Source organism: Nocardia sp. NPDC059195 (assembly GCF_042754695.1).
GTDB lineage: Bacteria > Actinomycetota > Actinomycetes > Mycobacteriales > Mycobacteriaceae > Nocardia.
This window is the reverse complement of the sequence record NZ_JBHZBG010000001.1, coordinates 371366-393131: the sequence shown is the minus strand read 5'-3', so window position 1 is coordinate 393131 and position 21766 is coordinate 371366. Positions and strand designations below refer to the sequence as shown.

The following is a 21766-nucleotide window of genomic DNA, read 5'->3' as shown; positions in this document are numbered from 1 at the left end:
GATGTGACCTGGAACAGTGAAGGAGTAGTGCGATGAGCGTGCGGAACGCGATACGACCGACCGGCGACGACCCGGACGAGGCCCCCACCGGACTGCGGCGGGTAGTGGCCGCCTCGATGGCGGGCACCGTCGTCGAATGGTACGAATTCTTCCTCTACGGCACCGCCGCGACCCTGGTCTTCAGCAAGGTGTTCTTCTCCAAGGACACCAGCGACCTCGACGCGATCCTGGCCGCCTTCGTCACCTACGCCGTCGGCTTCGCGGCCCGCCCGCTCGGCGGCATCGTCTTCGGCTACTTCGGCGACCGCTATGGCCGCAAGCAGCTCTTGCAGGTGAGTCTGGTGCTCGTCGGGGCGGCTACCTTCCTGATGGGCTGTCTGCCGACCTTCGCCCAAATCGGTTACTGGGCACCGGCGATGCTGGTGATCCTGCGCTTCATCCAGGGCTTCGCGATCGGCGGCGAATGGGGTGGCGCGGTGCTGCTGGTCGCCGAACACAGCCCGAGCCGCAGTCGCGGTTTCTGGTCGAGCTGGCCGCAAGCCGGTGTGCCCGCGGGCAACCTGCTCGCCACGATCGTGCTGCTGGTGCTGACCTCGACCCTGTCGGACGAGGCGTTCCTGAGCTGGGGCTGGCGCGTGGCGTTCTGGCTGTCCGCGGTGGTCGTGCTCGTCGGCTACTACGTACGCACCAAGGTCACCGACGCCCCGATCTTCGTGGCCGCGCAGCAGACGATGGATCACGCCAAGGCAGCCTCGTTCAGCCCGTTCGAGGTGCTGCGCAAGTACCCGCGTGGGGTGTTCACCGCGATGGGTCTGCGGTTCGGCGAGAACATCATGTACTACCTGGTCGTCACATTCTCGATCACCTATCTCAAGGTCCACGTGCATGCCGACACCACGACCATCCTGTGGTGGCTGCTCATCGCCCACGCCGTGCACATCGTGGTGATCCCGCTGGCGGGCAGGCTCGGTGACCGTGTCGGCCGCCGCCCGGTCTACCTGGCCGGTGCCGTCGCCGCGGCCACCTGGGGCTTCTTCGCCTTTCCGATGATGGACAGCGGCAACAGCGTGATCATCCTGTCCGCCATCATCATCGGGCTGGTGTTCCACGGGTTCATGTACGCCGGTCAGCCGGCGATCATGGCCGAGATGTTCCCGACCCGGATGCGCTACTCCGGTGTGTCGCTCGGCTATCAGGTCACCTCGATCGTGGCGGGCTCGCTGGCGCCGATCATCGCGGTCAAGCTGCTCGACGAGTTCGGATCATCGGTGCCGATCGCCTGGTACCTGGCGTTCGCGGCGGCCGTCACGGTGATCGCGGTGGTGTGTGCGAAGGAGACTCGCGGCATCGACCTGGAATCTGTCGACCTCGCCGACGCCTCCGCCGAGAAAGGTGTTGCCGCATGACCGATCTCGCGGGACGTAAGGCATTGGTCACCGGCGGTGCGAGCGGCATCGGCGCCGCGTGTGCGCGCGTGTTGGCCGCGCGGGGCGCCGAGGTCACCGTCGCCGATATCGATGGCGTCGGCGCGAAAGCGGTGGCACACGAGATCAGCGGGAACGCCTGGAGTGTCGATCTGCTCGATGTCGACGCGCTGGCCGAGTTGCGGCTCGAGACCGACATCCTCGTCAACAACGCGGGCGTGCAGAGCGTGAGCCCCATCGAGGATTTCGCGCCGGAACGGTTCCGCACCATGCAGACGCTGATGGTCGAGGCGCCGTTCCTGCTGATCCGCGCCGCCCTTCCCTCCATGTACGCGCGGGGTTTCGGGCGGATCGTGAATATCTCCTCGGTGCACGGGATTCGCGCCTCCCATTTCAAGGTCGCCTATGTGACGGCCAAGCATGGGCTCGAGGGACTGTCGAAGGTGACGGCGCTCGAAGGTGGTCCGCACGGGGTCACCAGCAACTGTGTGAGCCCCGGATATGTGCGAACACCCTTGGTGGACAAGCAGATCGCCGAGCAGTCGGCCGCGCATGGGATCCCGGAGCAGGAGGTGCTGGAGAAGGTGCTGCTCACCGAGAGCGCGATCAAGCGGTTGATCGAGCCGGAAGAGGTCGCGGCGCTGGTCGGCTGGCTCGCCTCCGACGCCGCGGGCATGGTCACCGGCTCCTCCTACGTCATGGACGGAGGGTGGAGCGCCCGATGACCGCAGTGGTAGCGGCACCGCAGTGGGTGCCCGACGATCACGATATCGCCAGTGCTCGAATCACCGACTTCGCGCGGTTCGTGGCCGCCCGGCACACTGTCGCGGTGCCTGACTACCACGCGTTGTGGCAGTGGTCGGTCGACGATCTTGACGGGTTCTGGGGTTCGGTATGGGACTACTTCGAGCTCGGCGACCGTCCCGGTGCGGTGCTGGCATCCACGGAGATGCCGGGTGCGCGATGGTTTCCCGAGGTTCGGCTGAACTATGTCGACCAGGTGATCCGGCAGGCCCGTCCTGATCGTCGCGCGATCGTGTCGGTGGATGAGAACGGGTCGATCAGCGAGCTGTCGTGGGACGACATGCTGAACCAGGTGGCGGCGTTCGCGCAGACCTTGCGCGGTCTCGGCGTTCGCGCTGGAGATCGCGTCGCCGGTTACCTGCCGAACATCCCCGAGGCAGTGATCGCCTTCCTGGCGACCGCGAGTCTCGGGGCAGTGTGGAGTGCGTGCGGGCAGGACTACTCGGCCAGGGCGGCGCTGGACCGGCTCGGGCAGCTCGAGCCGGTGGTCCTGGTGGCTTCCGCCGGTTACCGCTACGGAGGCACAGCGCACAGTCGATCCGACGAGATCGCCGAACTGCGCGCCGGTTTGCCTACGCTGGTAGCGACCGTTGTGGTGTCGGACGTGAACCTGTCCGGCACGCTGAACTGGGCGGATGTGACCGCTGGTGGCGATCGTTCCACGATCTCGACGACGCGGGTCGGTTTCGATCACCCGCTGTGGGTGCTGTACTCGTCGGGCACGACCGGTCTGCCCAAGGGCATCGTCCACGGTCACGGTGGCGTGCTCCTCGAACACTTGAAAGCGATGGCGCTGCAGTCCGATATCGGCCCCGACGACACGTTCCTCTGGTACACCAGCCCGAGCTGGATGATGTGGAACTTCCAGGTCGCCGGCCTGCTGGTCGGCGCGACCATCGTCTGCTACGCGGGTAGCCCGAGTCATCCTGCCCCGGATACCCTGTGGCACATCGCCGCTCGGCTCCGTGCGACCGTTCTCGGGACCAGCCCCGGCTACGTGCTCGCCTGCGCCAAGGCGGGGGTTGTACCGGGCCAGGAGCACGACCTGGCGGCCCTGCGCCTGATCGGCGTCACCGGATCAGCGCTACCCCCATCGTCGTCGATCTGGTTGCGTGACAATATCGGTGCGCACATCCCGGTCGCTTCGATCAGCGGCGGCACCGATGTGGTCTCGGCCTTCGCGGGCGGCGCCCGAACTGTCCCGGTCCGTCCCGGTGAACTCTCCGCCCCCTACCTGGGCGTTGCCCTCGAAGCCTGGGACGAACAGGGCAACCCGGTCCACGGCGAAGTCGGCGAACTCGTCATCACCGCGCCGATGCCCTCCATGCCCGTCGGATTCTGGCACGACCCCGACGGAACCCGCTACCGCGCAGCCTATTTCGATACCTACCCCGGCGTGTGGCGCCACGGCGACTGGATCACCCGGACCGAACACGGCAGCATCGTCGTGCACGGCCGCTCCGATTCCACCCTCAACCGCCACGGCATCCGGATGGGCAGCGCCGACATCTACCAAGCGGTCGAACAACTCCCGGAAATCGCCGACGCCCTGGTCATCGGCGTGGAGCAACCAGACGGTGGCTACTGGATGCCCCTGTTCATCGTTCCGGCCGAGGGCATCACTCTCACCGACGACCTGGCCACCCGAATCCGAACAACCATCCGCACCAGAACCTCTCCGCGCCACGTCCCCGACGACATCATCACCGCACCCGGCATCCCCCGAACCCGCACGGGCAAAAAACTGGAAGTCCCCATCAAGAAGCTCCTCCAGGGCGCCGATCCCGCAACTGTCGTGGACCCCAGTGCCGTCGACGACCCCTCTCTACTCGCTTGGTACGCCCAATTCGCCCGAACGAAGCATCAGGAACGCTGAGCGTGTCACCGGCCGTCCGTCCATAGTCGAACAGCCTGGTCGGCGTGTTACCGATGCAGCGCACCCTCGGACTAGCCCGATATGCGTAGCGTGCGTAACTATGGACACGCTGATCTTCGGTGGTCTGCTGATCACCCTGGTGTTGATCTACCGCGACAGCGTTCGCCGAGCCGTGCTGGCCGCATGGTTCATCACCTTCGTGCTGTGCCTGCTGTTGCTGAAGCTGCACATCACGAGCGGTCTCGGCCTCGGATTGACCTGGTGAGCGCCGTGACCGAGACGGTGACAGTGACCGAGGAGAAGTCCGGTCCGCTCGGCTCGCTGCAATATCTGCTGGCTGTGATCTTCGTGGTCGGCTGGTCCGCGGTGATCTGCGGCGGGTTCGCCGTGCAGTTCATCGACTGGGAGTACCCGTGCCCGCTGTGCATGCTCCAGCGGATGTTCATGGTGCTGGCCGCACTGGGCGGTGCGTTCATCGTGCGCAAGGGTATGAACGGCGTCATCGTGGCGCGCGACTACGCGGTTGGCTGGGGTCTGGCGATAATCGGGTGCGTCGGTGGTGGTTTCACCGCATGGCGGCAGACGATGTTGCATATTCTGCCGGGCGATCCGGGTTACGGCGGCGCCGTCCTCGGCCTGCATCTGTACGTCTGGGCGTTGGTTCTGTATATCGCCGCGATCGCCACCATCGGTGTCGTGACGACCTTTTCGTATCCGACCGCGGCCACGGTCATCCCGCCGGCACTCGCGCTGATCGGCAAGCTGGCGCTGTGGTTCTGCGGTCTGGTGATCGCGGCGAACCTGGTGGTCGTCTTCGGCCTCGAGGGTTTGCACTGGAAGCTGCCCGACGATCCCGCGTGCTACCGATTGTTCTACGACCTCGGCATCCTCGACGGTGGCTGCGTACTTCCCCCGGCGGGATAGCGCCAGGGCGTACCCGGATCGGTCGATCGCCACGCTCGTACCGACGTAGACACGGTGGAAGCGTGGCGATCTCGATCGATGTCTCAGTGGAACAGGGCGGTGAGGTCGACGGTGGCTGCCATGGCGGCGGCGCCCGCGTCGTTGAGGTGCATGCCGTCGCCGCTGTCGAACTCGGGGCGGATGTAGTCGGGGCGCTGGGCGTCGGCCACGGCCCGATCGACGTCGAAGATCGAGTCGAAAACGTCAGTGGTGCGCAGCCATTCGTTGACCGCGTGGCGGGTCGGCTGAGTTTCCAGCAGCGGCATACCGGGGAAGACGCAACCGGCGTACGGGCCGATGGTGGCCGCGTGGATACGCAGTCCGGCGGCGTGGGCGCGGTCGGCCAGGTCGCGGAAACCGGCGATCAATTCTTCGGTCGTTGCCGAGGGCTGTCCGCCCATCGCGCCGAGGATGAGGTCGTTGATGCCGAAGTTGATCAAAATGTCGGTGACACCGGGGACCTGCAACGCGTCGGAATCGAAACGGCGCAGACCGGATTCGCCGATTTCCTCGGCGGTGAGGCGATTGCCGGCGATGCCGTTGTTCACCACCCAGCCCGTGGTGAGGCGGGCGTTGAGCACGTCGACCGAGCGGCGATTGGCGCTCAGCGTGGTACCGACGCCCTCGAACCAGGAGTCGCCGAACGCGACGGCGACCGGCGTCTGATCGGTGACCAGCACGTCGATTCCGGTGACGAAGAATCGGAACGGAACCTCTTGCGCACCACTGAGTTCCACGTCGCGGGTGTGGTCGCCGGAGACGATGTAGGCGATCTCGCCGGGTTGGTGGGAGTAGGTGGCCAGGCCGGTCGAAGTCGCGACATACAGGCTGAGCAGCAGGTCTTCGCCCGCCGCGACCGGCAGGTCGATCGGATCGCTCACGAGTTCGGCGCCCGCGTCGATGGTGACCCCCACCGCGCCGTCGAAGGTGATCTCTCGATCCTCGATGATCGCCGATCCGGTCTTGCGTTGGGCGATGCGTGCGGCCCCGATCCGCAGCGGTGCGTGACCGTAGCGGTTGGTCAAGCGCACGCGTACCGCGTCGCCGCCACCTGTCATGTGCACGACGTGGCGCACAGTCTCGTCACCGAACTCCCGTGACTCGGCGAGCTTGATCTGCTCGTTCGGGTCGATGACGCCGGTCCGGAAGCCCGCGATCCACCTGGTGTTCTGCATGATCTCTCCAATATTTGCCGTGCGGAATAATGCCTACGCATAGGTTTACTCGTAGGTATTCCTCGTGTCAACTATCCGCATGGCAAATATCGGCTAAGCTGGCCTTATGTCCGTGCACGAGCTGTTCGACGACCCCCGCTTCACCATCTCCGGCCTGCTCTTCGAGGCACACAACGGCCTGATCGCCAAGCTGGAGCCGACCTGGAAGGCGCACGGTCTCTCCGGCCTCGACCTCAATGCCCTACTGAGACTGAGTCGCTCCCCGGGGCGCCGCCTACGGATGTCGGATCTCGCCACCCAAACCGAGCTCTCGACCAGCGGCGTCACCCGTCTGGTCGACCGGCTGGCCACCGCGGGACTGGTCGAACGCCAACTCGACCCGACCGACCGCCGCAGCGCCTACGCGGCCCTGACCGATGCGGGCATCCGCCGCCTCGAGCAGGTTCTTCCCGACTACCTCGACGCCCTCGAACAATGGCTCACCGGTCAGCTGACCCCCACGCAACTCGACGGCTTGATCACCGGCCTGCGCGTGATCCGTGACGCCACGAACCCGGCGGCCACCGCCGTGTCCGAGCGGTCCTGAGCGCTCGATGCGACGGATCGATGTCGCAGGGGGACCGGTGACAGCCAGCGCTGAGATTCGCCCCGGGTCCGGTGGGCGGCATTGTTCGACCAGCTCGCGCTTGCGAAGCGCTACTCGGCGCCGGTGAAAGCAGGCGGGTCGGCTTCAGGGGAGTGAATGGTATCGGTGGTGATACGGTGCCGACCCGCCTGCAAACCATTCGTTGTCGGCGTCGGGATGGATTGGCGCCGCCGCTGTGGATAGCGAAGTCCCGCACCGCAACTCGCCGGAATCGTCGCCCCAGGCGCGTGTGTTGCTCCGATCGATGAGCTCGGTACACCGCGGGCCCGGTGTGTATCGGGCCCGCGGTGAGAGGTAGGTCAGGGTAGGGGAACCCAGGTGCCGAAGAACCAGAAGCCGTGCTGCGGTCCGTCGTTCTTGTGATGCTCCGGCTGTTGCTGGGGCCGATGATCCTGGCCCTGCTCGGGCCGCTGCTGATCGTGGCCGCCCGGATCCGCGCTCGCCATGCCCGCAGTAGCGCCGACCACTCCGAGAGCGAGAGTGCCCGCCACCGCGGCCTTGGCCAGTGTCGTTGTCATTCTCATGCGCGTTCCTCCTGATCTTCGATCTCACTGCCGAGATCATCGGCCGGCCGAAGTGCTCGGCCGATAGCTGAATCTTCGCGGCGCAAGTGTCGAGCACGGTGGGACGCGGCTGGGAGTCGGCTGTGTATCGGATCCGGCGTCCGTGCACAGACCCCGGCGCCGACCCTCGATGGAGCCGACGTTGTTACAGTGCACCAGCCGTGGTGTTCGGGAAACCGGTGTAGAACCGGTGCGGCCCTCGCCACTGTGATCGGGAGTTGTGAATCGATCCGGACAACGTCTGTCGTCCGGAGCCACTGGGGCACCTGCCCTGGGAAGGTGGATTCACCGCGCACTATCCCGTCAGCCAGGAGACCGGCCACGGCTACGCAGTACCCCATTCCACGAGGACCTGGAAGGCCGTCTCTTGACCCGCTCTGTTTTCGCGCGCCTACGTTCCGGCGCGTTGCTCGCCTGCGCGATCGTTGTCACCGGTTGCGGTGTGCAACCCCTCTCCGACGCGGGCGGTGCAGCTGTTGTCGCCCGGGTGAACTGTGGGATCGACGTCGCCGTCGATGGCCCACCGCGCCGGATCTACGCGGCGTATCAGCCGTCGATCGAGATCGCGCACGCGCTCGGTGTCACCGATCGGCTGGTGGGTACGGCATTTCTGGACTCTGCCGTGCTTCCGGAGTATGCCGACGCGCAGGCGCGCGCACCCTACGTCGAGAAGCTGCCGAGTCGCGACGAACTGCTCGCCCAGCGACCCGACTTCGTGATGTCGGGTTTCAACGGGGTGTTCGCCTCTTCAGCGCAGAACAGCGTCGGTACCAGGGCAAGCCTGCATGAATTGGGTGTGCGCACCTGGGTGCTGAGTCCACTGTGCCCGAGCGCCGACGGACTCGCCGATGAAGCGATCGACCCCGACACCGTGCGCTTCGACAACGTGTACGCCGACCTGCGCGACCTCGGTGCCCTGTGGGGCACCTCCGAGCGCGCCGAAGTGGTTGTCACGCAGCTGAGTTCGCGCATCGACGCGGTCCGCGCGAAGGTCGGCAACGCCGGGAAACCGCGGGTCGCGGTCGTCACGCCCAAAGACGACGGCTCCTATACCGTGGCAGGCGGCATCGACTTCATCACCCAGATCATCGAGGCCGCAGGTGGAGTGAACGCCTTCGCCGATCTCACCGTGAAGCGCAACGTGCCCGTCGGCGCGGAAGAGCTCATCGCCCGTGACCCCGACATCATCCTGACCAGCCTGTGCTGCAAGGCGACCTACACGCGCGCCGACGCTCAGCCCCAGGTCGACAAGATCGTCGGAAACCCGGCATTCGCGAATCTGGCGGCCGTGCGGAACGCGACCGTGCACCCGTTCCTGTTCGCCGACCGGGCGGCAGGTGTGCGGATCGCGCACGCGACCGAACTGGTCGCCGCATTGATCCATCCCGAGCTGTTCCGGCGGTGACGCGCACCGCTCGCGGCACCGGTCTGATCCTGGCCGGCGCCGCGCTGGCGGCTGCCTGCGTCGCGTCCATCCTGATCGGTTCACACCCGCTCACCCTCGACCAGGCCGTGGTCGCGTTCACTGATTTCCAGGGGACCGACACCGACCGGGTCGTGCGCTACATCAGGCTGCCGAGAACTGTCGCGGGCCTGCTCTCGGGTGTCGCGTTGGCGCTGGCAGGCGCGGTGATGCAGGGGCTCACCCGCAACCCACTGGCCGGGCCGGGCCTGCTCGGCATCAACGCGGGTGCGTCGCTGGCGATCGTGATCGCGATGGGTACGTTCGGCCTCACGGCGACGGGCGGCTTCATCTGGTTCGGCTTCCTCGGCGCCGCGATCGCCGCCGCGTTCGTCTACACGCTGGGATCGTTGGGGTTCGGTGGCGCGACCCCGGTGAAACTCGCGCTCGCGGGCGCCGCCTGCACCGCGCTGTGTGGGTCGATCACCACGGCGATCACCCTGCTCGACCGGACGCTGTTCGACAACTTCCGATTCTGGGTGGTCGGCTCGTTGGCTCGCGCCGACATCGAATCCGTATGGCAGACAGCACCGTTCATCGCTGTCGGGTTGGTGCTGGCGGTAGTGGTGGCCCGGCCGTTGAACGCCGTCGCTATCGGTGACGACCTGGCGCGCACGCTCGGCACCCGACTGGTCGCGACGCGGGCGACCGGTGCGCTGAGCGTGGTGCTGCTCGCAGCCTCAGCAGTCGCCATCGCCGGGCCGGTCGCCTTCATCGGCTTGGTGATCCCGCACATCGCCCGATTCTTCGCCGGACACGACTACCGGTGGATTCTGCTCTGGTGTGCGCTGCTGGGTCCGACGCTGCTGTTGGTGGCCGACATTCTCGGACGGATGCTGGTGCGGCCACAGGAAATCCAGGTCGGCATCATCACCGCCTTCGCGGGCTCGCCGTTCTTCCTCTCTCTCGTGCGCAATCGAAAGGTGGCCACACTGTGACGCTCACCGAGCGCAGCATGCTGCCCAGCGGCACGCTGTTGCTGCGAACACCCGACCGGCGCATCGTCTTTCGCGTCGGGAAACGGTCCGCGGTCCTGACCGTGCTGATCACCGCGGCCGCGTTGACGGTGGCGGCGTGGTCACTCACGATCGGCTACTACCCGCTCACAGTCGCTGACGTGATCCGGGTCCTCGGTGGCGGTGGCACGCTCATCGAGTACGACGTGGTGGTGGCCGACCGGTTGCCGCGTGTGCTCACCGGGCTGTGTGTCGGCGCGGCCTTCGCGATATCGGGGGCGATCCTGCAACGGATCGCGACCAATCCACTGGTGAGCCCCGAGATCATCGGGATCAACGCGGGCGCCTCACTGGGCGCGTTGGTGGTGAGCGTGTTGCTCGGTGGTGCCGGGCTGGGGCTGGTCGGCGGGGCGGTGATCGGTGCCGGAGTGGCCATGGTGCTGATCGTGGCCGTGGCCACCAAGGACGGGCTCGATGGCTATCGACTCGTGCTCGTCGGCATCGGCGTCACGGCGATGCTGTCCTCGGCCATCGCGTTCATTCTGACCATCGCCGACAACTACCAGGCGCATACGGCCGCCATGTGGCTCACCGGCAGCTTGGCCAACCGCGATGGGAGCCACGTCGGGTTCGCCGCGACGGCGCTGGTGGTGGTCGTGCCGCCGCTGCTCGTTCTCGCTCGCTCGTTGCCGCTGCTGGAAATGGGTGACGAGCTGGCGAATTCGCTGGCTGGGCGGCGCGGCCCGCATCGCATCACACTCATCGTCGTCGCGGCCGCCGCCGCGACCCTCGCGACGGCCGCGGCCGGGCCGATCAGTTTCGTCGCCTTGGTGGCGCCGCAGATCGCGCGACGGCTGCTGGCCGAACGCGGTGCCGGGCTCGCGCCCGCGGCTGCCACCGGGGCGTTGCTGGTGGTCGCCGCCGACCTGGCCGCCCGGCGGCTGTTCCCGGCGGAACTCCCTGTCGGGGTGGTGACCGCCATCCTCGGCGCTCCCGTTCTCGTCTACCTCCTCGCCCGCGCAACCCGGATCGGACACGCTGGATGACCGCACACCTGACTACCGAGGGACTCACCCTCGGCTACGGCGACACCGCGATCGTCACCGACGCCACCGTCGACTTCCCGACGGGTGCGATCACCGTCATCGTCGGCCGCAACGGCTGCGGCAAATCGACCCTGCTGCGTGGCCTGGCCCGGCTGATCGCGCCTACGGCGGGCGCGGTCCTGCTCGACGGTGCCGATATCGCACCGCAGCCCGCGCGCACGGTCGCCCGTCGGCTCGGCATGTTGCCGCAACAACCGGTCGCCCCCGACAGCATCACCGTGGGTGAACTCGTCGGCCGCGGCCGCCATCCCCACCAACGCTGGTTCCGTCAATGGTCGGCGCGCGACGGTGAGGCCGTGCGAAAAGCGTTGGTGGCCACCGACACTCTCGAGTTGATCGACCGATCGGTGGATCAACTCTCCGGCGGTCAGAAACAACGGGTGTGGATCGCGCTCGCGTTGGCGCAGGACCCCGAGGTGATGCTGCTCGACGAACCGACGACCTTTCTCGACCTGGCGCACCAACTCGACGTGCTCGACGTTCTGCGAAACCTGTTGCCGCGCACCATTATTGTCGTCCTGCACGACCTGAACCTCGCCGCCCGCTACGCCGACCATCTCGTCGCCGTGCAGGACGGCCGCGTGGTCGCGCAAGGTTCACCCGCCGAGATCGTGCGTCCCGAGCTGGTGTCGGAAGTCTTCGGCATCGACTGCACGGTGATCGAGGATCCGATGACGGGCACACCGCTGGTGATTCCGGCCCCGCGAACGGTGCGTACCGCATGACGCGCCGGTATGTCCTCATCGCCCGGCCGACTCCGTCGGGCGTCGATCTCCCGTCCGTCGAGGCTCTGGCCGAGGCCTGCGGAGTCGGCTACGCGCTACTCGACCAGGAGGAGCCGACCATCCACACCGCACTGGATACCGCCGCCCGCGACGAATCGCCGGTCACGCTGATCCCGCTCGCGGTGCCACGCGACCGGTACCTCGAGACCTGGATCGCGCGCGCGGTAGCGAACTGGAAGGAAACGCGCGGGAGCGAACTCGACGTGCGCATCACCGACGGCGTCGACACCGCCGCCGGATTCGCCGATGTGGTGCGTTCCAGGATGTCCGAGGACGGCACACCGGTGACGGCGAGCCCGCGGGGCTTCCGTAGCCCGGCCTGGTCCGAAATCCCCGACCACACCTCGCACATCCTGGTCTGTCGAGGCCCCCGCTGCACCGTGTACGGCGCGGGCGAGCTGCACCGGACTCTGCGCCGCGACCACCCGGGCGCCCTGATCACCCCGACCGGCTGCCTCAACCCGTGCAATCTCGGCCCGCTCTACATCACCTACCCGGACGGCGAATGGCATACCAACGGCATCCGCGGGGGTGACTCCATCGGCGCCGCGCACGATAGCCTGACGGAATGATCGAGGACGAACCGACCACGATCCACCCCGACCGGGCTGCGCGGCAGCAGGCCCTCGCATGCTGATCGAGAAGCAGCGCTGGGCCGGGATCCGCAGTGGGGCCGTGACGGTGCTCTTTCGCCGGTGGCGTCACCGGCAGGCCACCGAGGGCAAGGTCTACCGCACCGGTGCGGGGCGCATCGCCGTCGACCAGCTGTCGACGGTCACCGCCGATCAGATCAGCATCGAGGACGCGCGCGCCGCAGGATATGACGCACCCGCCGATGTGGTCGCCGATCTCAGGGGTGCCGAGCAGGACCCGATCTATCTGCTCCGGATCCGCTATCTCACCGACGAAGATCCGCGTGACGCGCTGGCCGCCGACGACCGGATCGACGATGCCGCGGCGTTGGCCGCCCGCCTCGCACGCATGGACCGGACCGATGCCGAGGGCCCGTGGACCTACGACACGCTCCGAATCATCCAGCGGCGCCCCGCGACCCGGGCGCCCGACTTGGCCGAGGAACTCGGGCGCGACCCGCACCGCTTCAAACTCAACGTGCGCAAGTTGAAGAACCTCGGCCTGACCATCAGCTTGGGCACCGGCTATCAGATCTCACCCCGCGGCGTGGCCTTACTGGCGGCCATGGATTCGGCGCAGACCGGCGATTGACCGCGGCGAGTGAACCTCGGCGCCGCCTTGCCTATCAGGCGCCCGGACGATCCCTGTCTGGCCCGGCGAACTCTCAGCGTCCTACCTGGGGTGTGTCCCTCTAAGCCTGGGACGAGCAAGGCAACCCGTCTGATCTACCGCGACACTGCGTCGAATCGTGTTGGTCGCATGGTTCATCACCTTCGTGCTGTGCCTGCTGTTGCTGAAACTGCACATCACGAGCGGTCTCGGCCGCGGATTGACCTGGTGAGCGCCGTGACCGCGACGGTGACTGGCAGACCCCCGTGCAGCTCGACGGCTTGATCACGGGCCTGCGTGTCATCCGTGACGCCATGAACCCGGCGGCGGCTGCTCGGTCCTGAGACGAGTCACGCGAGCCCCGCCTCAGCGGTTCCGAGGTCGAATCGGATCCCGGTGCGCAGAGTTGCGATCGCGGGCATTCCGAACATGCGGTGGAAGGTTTCGCTGAAGTGCGAGGGTGTGGCGAAACCCGCATCCGTCGCCGATCGGGTCAGATCGTGGCCGACGCATACGCGCTGCGGGTGCGTATCTCACCGTGGGTGGCGGTCTCGAGAATGAACGGCCCGTCGAGTCCGACGGTGAGTACCGGGACCGAGCCGGAGTGCAGGTCGACGCCGAGTTCGGGCCCGAGATACCCGGCATGACCCGGCCGGATCCAGATCACCGGCGACCGTGCCGGACCGCACGATTCCGAAAGCGCCCCATCGGTCACACCTGCCACGGTAACGGTGCGCCGCTTCGAACTACAGCGGCCGACCACGAGAGGACAGAAATCGTGAAGATCCCACTGGCAATGCTGGTAGGCGTCGCCGTCCTGACCGTCAGCGCATGCGCGATGCGGCTGTCGGCCGGCGAAACAGACACTGCGCACACAGGTTCCGGACTCGATCCGGCTGCGCTGCAATCCGCGCTGGATGCGGTCCGCGACGCGGGAATGACCGGTGTGTACATGGAGGTACGTGACGGCGACCGGGTGTGGAGTGGCACGGCGGGGGTCGCCGATGTCACCTCCGGCGAACCCATCGGCCCCGACATGGTCCACCGAGTAGGCAGCATCACCAAGACGTTCATCGCGGCCGCGATCATGCAGCAGGTAGAGCAGGGGCGGATCGGGCTCGACACACCGATCGGTGACTACCTGCCGCACTTGGTCCCTGGTGAGCGTGGCGCGCAGATCACGGTTCGGATGCTGCTCAACCACACCAGCGGACTGGCCGAGCACCTGCCGTACTCATTTCCTTCCCTCGCAGCCTTTTTCGGCGGGACGCAGCTGTCGTCGGAGAGCTTGGACAAGCATCAGTTCACCCAGTTCGACCCGGTCGAGTTGATCGGAATGGGCGTCAGCGCGCCGCCCGCCACCCTGGCGCCCGGAGCGACCCCCGGCGTGTACTCCAACACCAACTACTTCCTGCTGGGCGAACTGCTGGAGCAGGTGACCGGAACTGCATTCGAGACCTATGTCGCCGAGCAGGTGATCGGACGTGCCGGGCTCGAGCACACCGCGTTTCCGGACGGGCCGACCCTGACGGTTGCGCACCCGCGAATGTACGAGCGGCTGTTCGGAATGATCGATCCGCCGCGCGACTACAGCGTCTACAACATGTCGTGGGCGCTGCCCGGCGCCGGACTCGTCTCGACCATGGCGGACCTGAATCGCTTCTACCGCATGCTGTTCGGTGGGCACATCGTCAGCCGCGAGTCGTTGGCGCAGATGCAGCGTACGGTGCCCGTCATCGCACTGGACGGTACGCGGATCGAATACGGTCTCGGCCTGCACCGGGTGCGGACTCCCGGCGGCGAAACATTCTGGGGCCACGACGGCAGTGTCTTCGGTGCCCAAGCACTATCTCTGACCAGCGCCGACGGCACCCGCCAGATGTCGGTCGCGACAAACCTCGTGCGGTGGAACGAGATCGGCCCCGACGGAAAGCCGAAGCCACACCCCATCGACGACGCCCTCGCCACCCTCTACCACATCGCGATGGGCGACGAGTGATCCTTCGGCGGCGCTCTGTGCCCGTGCCGAGGCTGCGGGGCTCGACGTCACGAGCATGGTGAGCAACCGGACCAGTGTGCTGGTCACCAACAATGCCCATGCGGCATCGACCGCGCCTGGTCGTGCTGAAATCCGGCCCGCGGAGCCGACGGTGTTGTCGCGAGGTCAGGTGATCGACGTGCCGATCGCCGGGGGCGGCAATACGTGGACTCTGCGGGCAACGTGGAGCCAGCTCAGTGCGCCGACCGTGGATCTCGTCGCGTTCCTGCTCGGCAGCGATGAGCGAGTCGACGACTCCGACGACTTCCTGTTCTACAACCAGCCAGAATCGCAGGGCGCCAAGCTTTCCGAGGATGGGCCGAACGAGCAGTCGATCACCCTGATCCTCGATGACCTGCCCGAGCACTGCACTCGCGTCGTCCTCGCCGCTTCGCTCGACGGTGCCGGTCTCACCTTCGGCGACGTCGGCGCCATCGAGCTGGACTTCGCCGCAGGCACGGAATCGAGCACCGCGATACGTTCCACGCTCGATGCCGCAACCGTGGAGCGCACCCTGCTGCTCGCGGAGCTGTCTCTGCGCGGTGAAGATTGGCGGCTGCGCGCGGTTGGCCAGGGCTAGGAGACCGATCTCGCCGAACTGGCCAGGCGGTACGGGGTCGACGTCGACGAATGACGCCGCACGAGGTGGCGGCCGCGGTCGATGTCGGCCTCGCTGACAAGCACGACATCGCATCGCTCGCGGGCATCCGGTCGGGGATGCCCGCGAGCGTCGGTAGCCTGACCGTTCGAGATCAGCTGCCGAAGCTTTCGGCGACCATGTTCTCGGTGAGGCCGTAGTCGGCGAGGGAATAGTGGTGGGTGGGTTTGCGTGCGCCGGTGCGGCTTTCGTTGTCGAGGGCGGTGATGGCGGTTCGAGCTTCAGGTGTGAGGGTGGCACCGGTACGGGCGTACACACTGTCGACGACGCCAAGGGGGTCAGTGCGGAGATCTTCGAAGTCGATGTCGATGAAGGTGGCTTCGGGGTGTCGGGCGCGGGCGGCGGTGAATTCGTGGAGGCCGCGCGACCACAGGTCGAGTTGGGTGCGGCCGATGGTTTCGCCGGTGAAGGTGGTTGACCAGCCGCGGGTGGCGTGTTCGTTGAGGCTGCAGACCGACGGGATGATGGTGGCGGGGTCGCGGTGGGTTTGGATGACGATGGCGTCGGGGTAGGTCGCCAGTAGGGCATCGAGGCAGAACAGGTGGCTGGGGTTCTTGAGGACCCAGCGGCGGGTGTCGTTCATGCCGATCAGCTGCAGGTTGCGGCGGTGCCGTGCGTAGGCGGGCGTCCAGTCTTGACCGGCTAGCCATTGCGTGTAGCCCGGGATATAGGCGAGGCATCCGTAGGAGTGCGACATGCCCGATTGGCGCAGCAACTGCCAGCATTCCTCCACGTCGGAGGCGCTCATGTAGTGCAGGCCCATGAATTCGGGGTTCTGGACCTGATGCTGTCGCAGACCCGCGTCGATCTGCGCGTAGGCGGGATTGCCGGCCCAGCTCTCGCGCGGTGGTCGCGGCTGCGGGAAATCGGTCAGCCACATCTCCAGCCCCTGGTTGGCCGGATCGGCGGCCAGCAGCCGGTGCAGTGCGGTGGTACCGGTCCGGGGCAGCCCGGTGACGAAAATCGGCTGGGTGACCGGTGTTTCGACGTAGCCGGGATTGGCCGCCCACGCGGCTTCACTCAGCGCACGGGCAACCAGTGCACCGCGCAGGAAGAACCGCGACATCTTGGAGCCGAGCTCGGTGAGCCCGGCCTCGTCGCGATACGAGTCGAGCAGAACCTGCATCGCCTCGGTGTAGTCGTCGGTCCCGAAATCGGTGAGACCGGTGAGTTTGGTGGCCGAGGCGTGCAGGTCGGCCACGGTGCCGACATCGGTGCGCACAGTCATCTTCTACAAGCTCCTAGTTGTGGTATTCGCCGCAGTTGACGTCGAGGGTCTGGCCGGTGATCGCCGACGACCAGTCGGAGGCGAGAAACACCACGGCACGGGCGATCTCGTCGGGCTCTGGCAGCCGCTTCAGATCGGATTTCGACGCGGTCTGCTCGTAGACCTGCTCCACGGTGATGCCGTACTTCTCGGCGACCTGACCGAAATACCACTTCAGCTGATCGGTCCAGATATAGCCGGGCAGCACGCTGTTGACCCGCACACCCTTGCCACCGAGTTCGGTGGCCAAGGTCTGCGACATGGCCAGCAGCGCGGCCTTGGTGAGTTTGTAACTGCCGTACCGGGGCTCGGAATGGCGCACGACCATCGAATTGATCATCACCACAGCACCTTTGGCCTCGGCGAGAGCGGGCGCGAACGCCTGCGTCATCCGCAGGCCGCCGAGCACCGTCATATCGAGGCTCGACCGGATGTGGTCGAAATCGGTGCGGTCGAGTGGCTTCATCGACGGCACCGAGAACGCATTGTTCACGAGTGCGTCGACCCGGCCGAAAGTTTCGACCGTGCGCGTCACGAGATTCTGTACCGCTGCCTCGTCGGTGATATCGGTGGGCACGCTGAGCGTGGCACCGCCTGCGGCCTCGATCTCGGCGGCTACCTCGTGCAATCGGGATTCGGTGCGCGCCGCGAGCACGACCGTCGCGCCCGCCGTGGCCGCTTCCAGACAGATCGACCGCCCGAGCCCGGGGCCGACCCCGGAGACGACGACGACTTTCCCGTCCAACAGTGCCCCGCTCATCCGAGCATCCTTTCGGCGAATGCCCGCTGCCGGGCGCTGATCCGGTCACGCCATCCCGCGGCGTCGATCCGGTTGTTCTCGAAGTACGGAAGGTGTTGCGCGACCTCTTCGATCGGCACCACGGAGACGGTCGGCCCGTCTGCCTCGGTCATCGGCCGATCGGTGCGCTGCCACCGGAACTGCAGGATGCCGCGGGTCCGGCCGGTCGTTTCGATCCAGTTCGCGATGCCCGGATCCTGCTTGCTCACCACCATCCGGATCAGACCATCCGAATCCACCTGGGCCTGAGCATGATTGAGGCTGGTCTGGTGGTTGACGTAGTCCAGCGAGATGTACCAGAGGCTGCCCAGCTGGAAACCCTGGTACGGCGCATCGGATTTCGGGACGGTGATCACCAGTGCCTGATCGTCGGCGAGATCGAAATGCCCGACCGAGGAGTACTGGGTGCTCAGCCCACCGGGGGTGAGCCGGGGTGCGGTGAGGGTGTTCACCGGCAGATCGAGATAGAACCACTTCGGGAAGTTGAACCAGGTGTGCACCCGGGTGAGCAGCATTTTCGCCGCCGCGCCGTACCGTTTGCGAATCCGCGCGAGATCCGGTTCGACGGGTGCGGTGCCGATGGTGTCGACCCGCTCGATCCGGATCGAGCCCTTGCGCTCGGACCAGTCGCTGTAGACCTCACGCACGGCCAGCATGGACGCGCCTTCCCCGAGCGGGAAGTAGTCCGGGCCCGCGTCTGGTTTGGCGGGACCGAAGCGAAGGGAGAAGCTGCCGTCGGCGGCGATCGGAATGCGCCGGTCATCGAACGCGTCGGCTCCGCCGGGCACATCGGTCGCGGTGTAGTCACCTTTGAGTACCTGGAAACTCAGGTCGACGGTGCTGCCGCGCACCCCGCTCACCACATACTCGGCGGTCGGCTCGATATTGGCGTGGTAGTAGAGGGTGTCGGGGTTGTCCAGCCCCATTTTGGCGTACGGACCCGTCGAGGATACGAAGTAGGGATGCGAGGTGCCATGCGCGCCAGAAAGCCGCAGGCACGCGGCGACACTGGCGGCGAGATAGTCGTAACCCTCGGCGAGGTCCTGATCGCTGCGGACGAATTCCGCTCCGGCGATGAGTTCTTCGGCCTGGGCCACCGCGGCGAGGAACGGCGCGGTGAGCGGTTCCGGTGGCGCGCTGCTACCGGATTCGGTGGCGGTACTGGAATGGGTCAACGGTCTGCGATTCCTAGCTCTCGGAGGATATGGGCGGCGATCTCGGCGGGTGAGCCGAGATCGGGAGTGATGACGAGGTCGGCGTGCTCGGGCCGTTCATAGGGGGAGTCGATCCCGGTGAAGCCGGGCAGCTCGCCCGCGCGGGCCTTCGCATAGAGGCCCTTGGGGTCTCGGCGCTCGCAGACCGAGAGCGGGGTGTCGACGAAGACTTCGTGGAACGGCAGCTCACGGTCGGTATGGGCGGTTCGGGCGTCGGTGCGCTGCGCGGCGAACGGGCTGATCACCGACACGATCGCCACCGCACCCGAATCGGCGAACAGCGCGGCGACTTCGGCGACCCGGCGCACATTCTCGTCCCGGTCGGCGGGGGAGAAGCCGAGGCCCGCGTTGAGACCGTGCCGCAGGTTGTCGCCGTCGAGCAGGTAGGCGGGACGTCCGGCCGCGACCAACTGCCGCTCCAGTTCGACGGCCAGCGTGGACTTCCCCGACCCGGACAGGCCGGTCAACCAGACCGTCGCGCCCGCATGCCCGCGTTCGGCGCGACTCACCGCAGACCGATGCCAGACCACAGGGGCCGCGTGTTCACTGTCACCGGTCACGGAATCTGTCCCGGATTCCCGGCCGGTCACCATTCCCGCCGCGACCGTTTGATCGGTCACCGGATCGATCAGGATGAAGCTGCCCGTGCGCCGATTCTCCCGATACGGATCCGACAGCAGCGGCTGACGGCTGCGCAACCGGATGCGCGCGATGTCGTTGAGCGACAGTGTGGTGACGTCCTCGATCCGGTGCAGGGTGTTCACGTCGAGGCGGTAGTCGATGGCCGTGACCTGCGCGGACGAGGTCTGCGCGGCGGTGCGCACCAAGTACTGGGCACCCTCGCGCAACGCAGCACTCTCCGAGAACCAACACACCATCGCATCCAACTCGGTGCCGATATGCGGACGGTTGCCCGGCCGGGCGAGCAGATCGCCGCGCCCGACGTCGATGTCGTCGTCGAGCGTGACCGACACAGCCATTCCGGTGAACGCCTCGTCGACCTTGCTGCCGCCCGGCCCCCAGATCTGCCGGACATGGGTCGACTTACCGGCGGGCAGAACCACCACTTCGTCGCCGGGCTTGAAGATCCCGCCCGCGATGGTGCCCGCGTAACTGCGGTGGTCGAGTCCCTCCTGGGCCCGGATGACGTACTGGATCGGCAGCCGGGCATCGATGAGGTTGCGGTCCGAGGCGATGTGCACGTCCTCGAGGTGGCGCAGCAACGGCGGCCCCGGATACCAGTCCATGTGCTCGGAGCCGTCGACGACGTTGTCGCCGAGCAGCGCCGAAACGGGCACGAAGCTCAGATCGCCCACCGTCAGTTTGGCGGCGAACGCGGCGAATTCGGTGCGGATCTCCTCGAAACGCTCCTGCGACCAGTCGACCAGGTCCATCTTGTTCACGCACACCACCAGGTGCGGCACGCCGAGCAGCGTCGCGAGGAACGCGTGCCTGCGGGTCTGCTCGGACACGCCGGTGCGCGCGTCGACCAGGATCAGCGCGAGGTCCGCGGTGGACGCTCCGGTCACCATATTGCGGGTGTACTGGACGTGCCCCGGGGTATCGGCGATGACGAATTTGCGTCGTGGCGTGGTCACGTAGCGGTAGGCGACGTCGATGGTGATGCCCTGCTCGCGTTCGGCACGCAGACCATCGGTGACCAGCGCGAGATCCGCCGCGGCGCCGCCACGTTCGGTGCTGACTCGTTCGATCGCGGCGAGCTGATCGTCGAACAGGGACTTGGAGTCGTAGAGCAGCCGGCCGATGAGGGTGGACTTGCCGTCGTCGACGCTGCCCGCGGTCGCCAGTCGCAATAGGTTGCGGCGCATCAGAAATAGCCCTCTCGCTTGCGGTCTTCCATGCCGGTCTCGGAGATCCGGTCGTCGGCCCGGGTGGCGCCGCGCTCGGTGAGCCGGGTGGCGGCGGTCTCGGCGATCACCTTCGCCGCTGTGTCGGCGGTGCTCTCGACGCAGCCGGTGCAGGTGGCGTCGCCGACCGTGCGGAAACGGACGGTGGCTTCGAAGGTGCGTTCGCCGGGAGCAGGGGTGATGAATCGTGTTGCCGACAGCAGCATTCCGTCACGCTCGATGACTCGCCGCCGGTGCGCGTAGTACAGCGACGGCAGCTCGACGGCCTCGCGATCGATGTACTCCCAGATGTCGAGCTCGGTCCAGTTCGACAGCGGGAACACCCGGATGTGTTCGCCGGGCTGATGGCGGCCGTTGTAGAGGTTCCACACCTCGGGCCGCTGTGCGCGCGGGTCCCATTCGCCGAAACTGTTGCGGAAGCTGAACACTCGCTCCTTGGCGCGGGCCTTCTCCTCGTCCCGGCGCGCGCCGCCGAACGCCGCATCGAATCGGTGTTCACCGATCGCGCGCAGCAAGGTGGTGGTCTGCAACGGATTGCGGGTGCCGCCGGGGCGTTCTACGGCGCGGCCCGCGTCGATATCGTCCTGGACTCGGGCGATCTCGAGGCGCGCTCCGGTGTGCGCTGCGGTGCGGTCGCGGAACTCGATCACCTCGTCGAAATTGTGACCGGTGTCCACATGCAGCAGCGGAAACGGCAACGGCGCGGGCCAGAACGCGCGTCGTGCCAGGTGCAGCAACACGGCGGAATCCTTGCCGCCGGAGAAGAGCAGGGCCGGTCGCGCGAGAGTGGCCGCGACCTCCCGGAAGATGTGCACCGACTCGGCCTCCAAGGCCGCCAGATGCGATAACTCGTACCCCGCCTGCACTGTTCACCCACTTCGTTCGAGCATTTCGCCGGAAACTTTCCCCGACGGCTTGCG

Annotated in this window: 23 protein-coding genes and 1 riboswitch; of the genes, 15 read left to right on the top strand and 8 right to left on the bottom strand. The window is 66.8% G+C overall.

The genetic code is table 11. The annotated features are described in order from the left end of the window. Positions 1-32 precede the first annotated feature (32 nt). The 5 genes from ACFXKN_RS01805 (at position 33) to ACFXKN_RS01785 (ending at position 5028) form a co-directional block, all read left to right on the top strand. Positions 33-1406 carry an MFS transporter gene (locus ACFXKN_RS01805; protein ID WP_379432169.1) on the top strand — a complete coding sequence of 458 codons (1374 nt, stop codon included), beginning with the start codon at positions 33-35 and terminating at the stop codon, positions 1404-1406. Then, a complete protein-coding gene (locus ACFXKN_RS01800; RefSeq protein WP_379432168.1) occupies positions 1403-2149 on the top strand; it encodes a 3-hydroxybutyrate dehydrogenase in 747 nt (248 codons plus the stop codon). The genes ACFXKN_RS01805 and ACFXKN_RS01800 overlap by 4 nt, the downstream gene beginning before the upstream one ends. Beyond that, positions 2146-4104 carry an acetoacetate--CoA ligase gene (locus tag ACFXKN_RS01795; RefSeq protein WP_379432167.1) on the top strand — a complete coding sequence of 653 codons (1959 nt, stop codon included), beginning with the start codon at positions 2146-2148 and terminating at the stop codon, positions 4102-4104. The genes ACFXKN_RS01800 and ACFXKN_RS01795 overlap by 4 nt, the downstream gene beginning before the upstream one ends. A gap of 100 nt (positions 4105-4204) precedes the next feature. Continuing rightward, positions 4205-4369 carry a DUF5993 family protein gene (locus ACFXKN_RS01790; RefSeq protein ID WP_378949235.1) on the top strand — a complete coding sequence of 55 codons (165 nt, stop codon included), beginning with the start codon at positions 4205-4207 and terminating at the stop codon, positions 4367-4369. Continuing rightward, positions 4366-5028, top strand: a complete 663-nt coding sequence (locus ACFXKN_RS01785) for a disulfide bond formation protein B (RefSeq protein ID WP_379432166.1) — start codon at positions 4366-4368, stop codon at positions 5026-5028. The genes ACFXKN_RS01790 and ACFXKN_RS01785 overlap by 4 nt, the downstream gene beginning before the upstream one ends. An 83-nt stretch (positions 5029-5111) precedes the next feature. On the opposite strand, the gene ACFXKN_RS01780 is transcribed toward ACFXKN_RS01785, so the two are convergent. Beyond that, positions 5112-6242, bottom strand: a complete 1131-nt coding sequence (locus ACFXKN_RS01780; protein ID WP_379432165.1) for a GDSL-type esterase/lipase family protein — start codon at positions 6240-6242, stop codon at positions 5112-5114. A gap of 106 nt (positions 6243-6348) precedes the next feature. Between ACFXKN_RS01780 and ACFXKN_RS01775 the strand changes: the two genes are divergently transcribed. After that, the gene (locus ACFXKN_RS01775; RefSeq protein ID WP_378949226.1) at positions 6349-6828 is read left to right on the top strand and encodes a MarR family winged helix-turn-helix transcriptional regulator; all 480 of its coding nucleotides are present in this window, start codon (positions 6349-6351) and stop codon (positions 6826-6828) included. A gap of 359 nt (positions 6829-7187) precedes the next feature. Here the strand turns inward: ACFXKN_RS01775 and ACFXKN_RS01770 are convergent, their stop codons facing one another. Beyond that, positions 7188-7412 (bottom strand): hypothetical protein, encoded by a 225-nt coding sequence (locus ACFXKN_RS01770; protein WP_378949222.1) that lies wholly within the window; start codon positions 7410-7412, stop codon positions 7188-7190. 184 nt (positions 7413-7596) lie between these two features. Next, positions 7597-7790: riboswitch (cobalamin riboswitch) on the top strand. Positions 7791-7818: 28 nt separating this feature from the next. On the opposite strand from ACFXKN_RS01770, the gene ACFXKN_RS01765 reads away from it, so the two are divergent. The 7 genes from ACFXKN_RS01765 (at position 7819) to ACFXKN_RS01735 (ending at position 13234) form a co-directional block, all read left to right on the top strand. Continuing rightward, a complete protein-coding gene (locus ACFXKN_RS01765; protein WP_379432164.1) occupies positions 7819-8856 on the top strand; it encodes an ABC transporter substrate-binding protein in 1038 nt (345 codons plus the stop codon). Then, on the top strand, positions 8853-9851 hold the full coding sequence (locus ACFXKN_RS01760) for a FecCD family ABC transporter permease (protein ID WP_379432163.1): 999 nt from the start codon (positions 8853-8855) through the stop codon (positions 9849-9851). The genes ACFXKN_RS01765 and ACFXKN_RS01760 overlap by 4 nt, the downstream gene beginning before the upstream one ends. Then, positions 9848-10915, top strand: a complete 1068-nt coding sequence (locus ACFXKN_RS01755) for a FecCD family ABC transporter permease (RefSeq protein ID WP_379432162.1) — start codon at positions 9848-9850, stop codon at positions 10913-10915. Before ACFXKN_RS01760 ends, ACFXKN_RS01755 begins: the two co-directional genes overlap by 4 nt. Continuing rightward, positions 10912-11700, top strand: a complete 789-nt coding sequence (locus ACFXKN_RS01750) for an ABC transporter ATP-binding protein (RefSeq protein WP_378949209.1) — start codon at positions 10912-10914, stop codon at positions 11698-11700. The genes ACFXKN_RS01755 and ACFXKN_RS01750 overlap by 4 nt, the downstream gene beginning before the upstream one ends. Further along, positions 11697-12332, top strand: a complete 636-nt coding sequence (locus tag ACFXKN_RS01745) for a (2Fe-2S) ferredoxin domain-containing protein (RefSeq protein ID WP_379432161.1) — start codon at positions 11697-11699, stop codon at positions 12330-12332. The genes ACFXKN_RS01750 and ACFXKN_RS01745 overlap by 4 nt, the downstream gene beginning before the upstream one ends. Before the next feature lie 58 nt (positions 12333-12390). After that, complete coding sequence (locus tag ACFXKN_RS01740; RefSeq protein WP_379432160.1) at positions 12391-12984, top strand: hypothetical protein; 594 nt, start codon at positions 12391-12393, stop codon at positions 12982-12984. A 157-nt stretch (positions 12985-13141) separates the two neighbouring features. Then, positions 13142-13234, top strand: coding sequence for a DUF5993 family protein (locus ACFXKN_RS01735; protein ID WP_378949200.1), 93 nt, complete (start codon positions 13142-13144; stop codon positions 13232-13234). A gap of 261 nt (positions 13235-13495) precedes the next feature. On the opposite strand, the gene ACFXKN_RS01730 is transcribed toward ACFXKN_RS01735, so the two are convergent. Continuing rightward, positions 13496-13717, bottom strand: a complete 222-nt coding sequence (locus ACFXKN_RS01730) for a hypothetical protein (RefSeq protein ID WP_379432159.1) — start codon at positions 13715-13717, stop codon at positions 13496-13498. Between the two features lie 63 nt (positions 13718-13780). Here ACFXKN_RS01730 and ACFXKN_RS01725 point away from each other — a divergent pair, with 63 nt between their 5' ends. Continuing rightward, the gene (locus ACFXKN_RS01725; protein ID WP_378949194.1) at positions 13781-15001 is read left to right on the top strand and encodes a serine hydrolase domain-containing protein; all 1221 of its coding nucleotides are present in this window, start codon (positions 13781-13783) and stop codon (positions 14999-15001) included. Positions 15002-15056: 55 nt separating this feature from the next. Continuing rightward, a complete protein-coding gene (locus ACFXKN_RS01720) occupies positions 15057-15620 on the top strand; it encodes a TerD family protein (RefSeq protein ID WP_378949191.1) in 564 nt (187 codons plus the stop codon). 172 nt (positions 15621-15792) lie between these two features. Here the strand turns inward: ACFXKN_RS01720 and ACFXKN_RS01715 are convergent, their stop codons facing one another. Genes ACFXKN_RS01715 through cysD form a run of 5 tightly spaced genes read right to left on the bottom strand, consistent with a single transcriptional unit; the run spans position 15793 to position 21712 of the window. Beyond that, on the bottom strand, positions 15793-16926 hold the full coding sequence (locus tag ACFXKN_RS01715) for a sulfotransferase family protein (protein WP_378949187.1): 1134 nt from the start codon (positions 16924-16926) through the stop codon (positions 15793-15795). Between the two features lie 13 nt (positions 16927-16939). Beyond that, on the bottom strand, positions 16940-17725 hold the full coding sequence (locus ACFXKN_RS01710) for an SDR family oxidoreductase (protein WP_378949184.1): 786 nt from the start codon (positions 17723-17725) through the stop codon (positions 16940-16942). Next, positions 17722-18939 carry a hypothetical protein gene (locus ACFXKN_RS01705; RefSeq protein ID WP_378949181.1) on the bottom strand — a complete coding sequence of 406 codons (1218 nt, stop codon included), beginning with the start codon at positions 18937-18939 and terminating at the stop codon, positions 17722-17724. Before ACFXKN_RS01705 ends, ACFXKN_RS01710 begins: the two co-directional genes overlap by 4 nt. After that, entirely contained in the window at positions 18936-20807 is a 1872-nt protein-coding gene (cysC, locus tag ACFXKN_RS01700) for an adenylyl-sulfate kinase (RefSeq protein WP_378949178.1), read from the bottom strand. Before cysC ends, ACFXKN_RS01705 begins: the two co-directional genes overlap by 4 nt. Beyond that, on the bottom strand, positions 20807-21712 hold the full coding sequence (gene cysD, locus ACFXKN_RS01695) for a sulfate adenylyltransferase subunit CysD (protein ID WP_378949175.1): 906 nt from the start codon (positions 21710-21712) through the stop codon (positions 20807-20809). Before cysD ends, cysC begins: the two co-directional genes overlap by 1 nt. Positions 21713-21766: the final 54 nt, after the last annotated feature.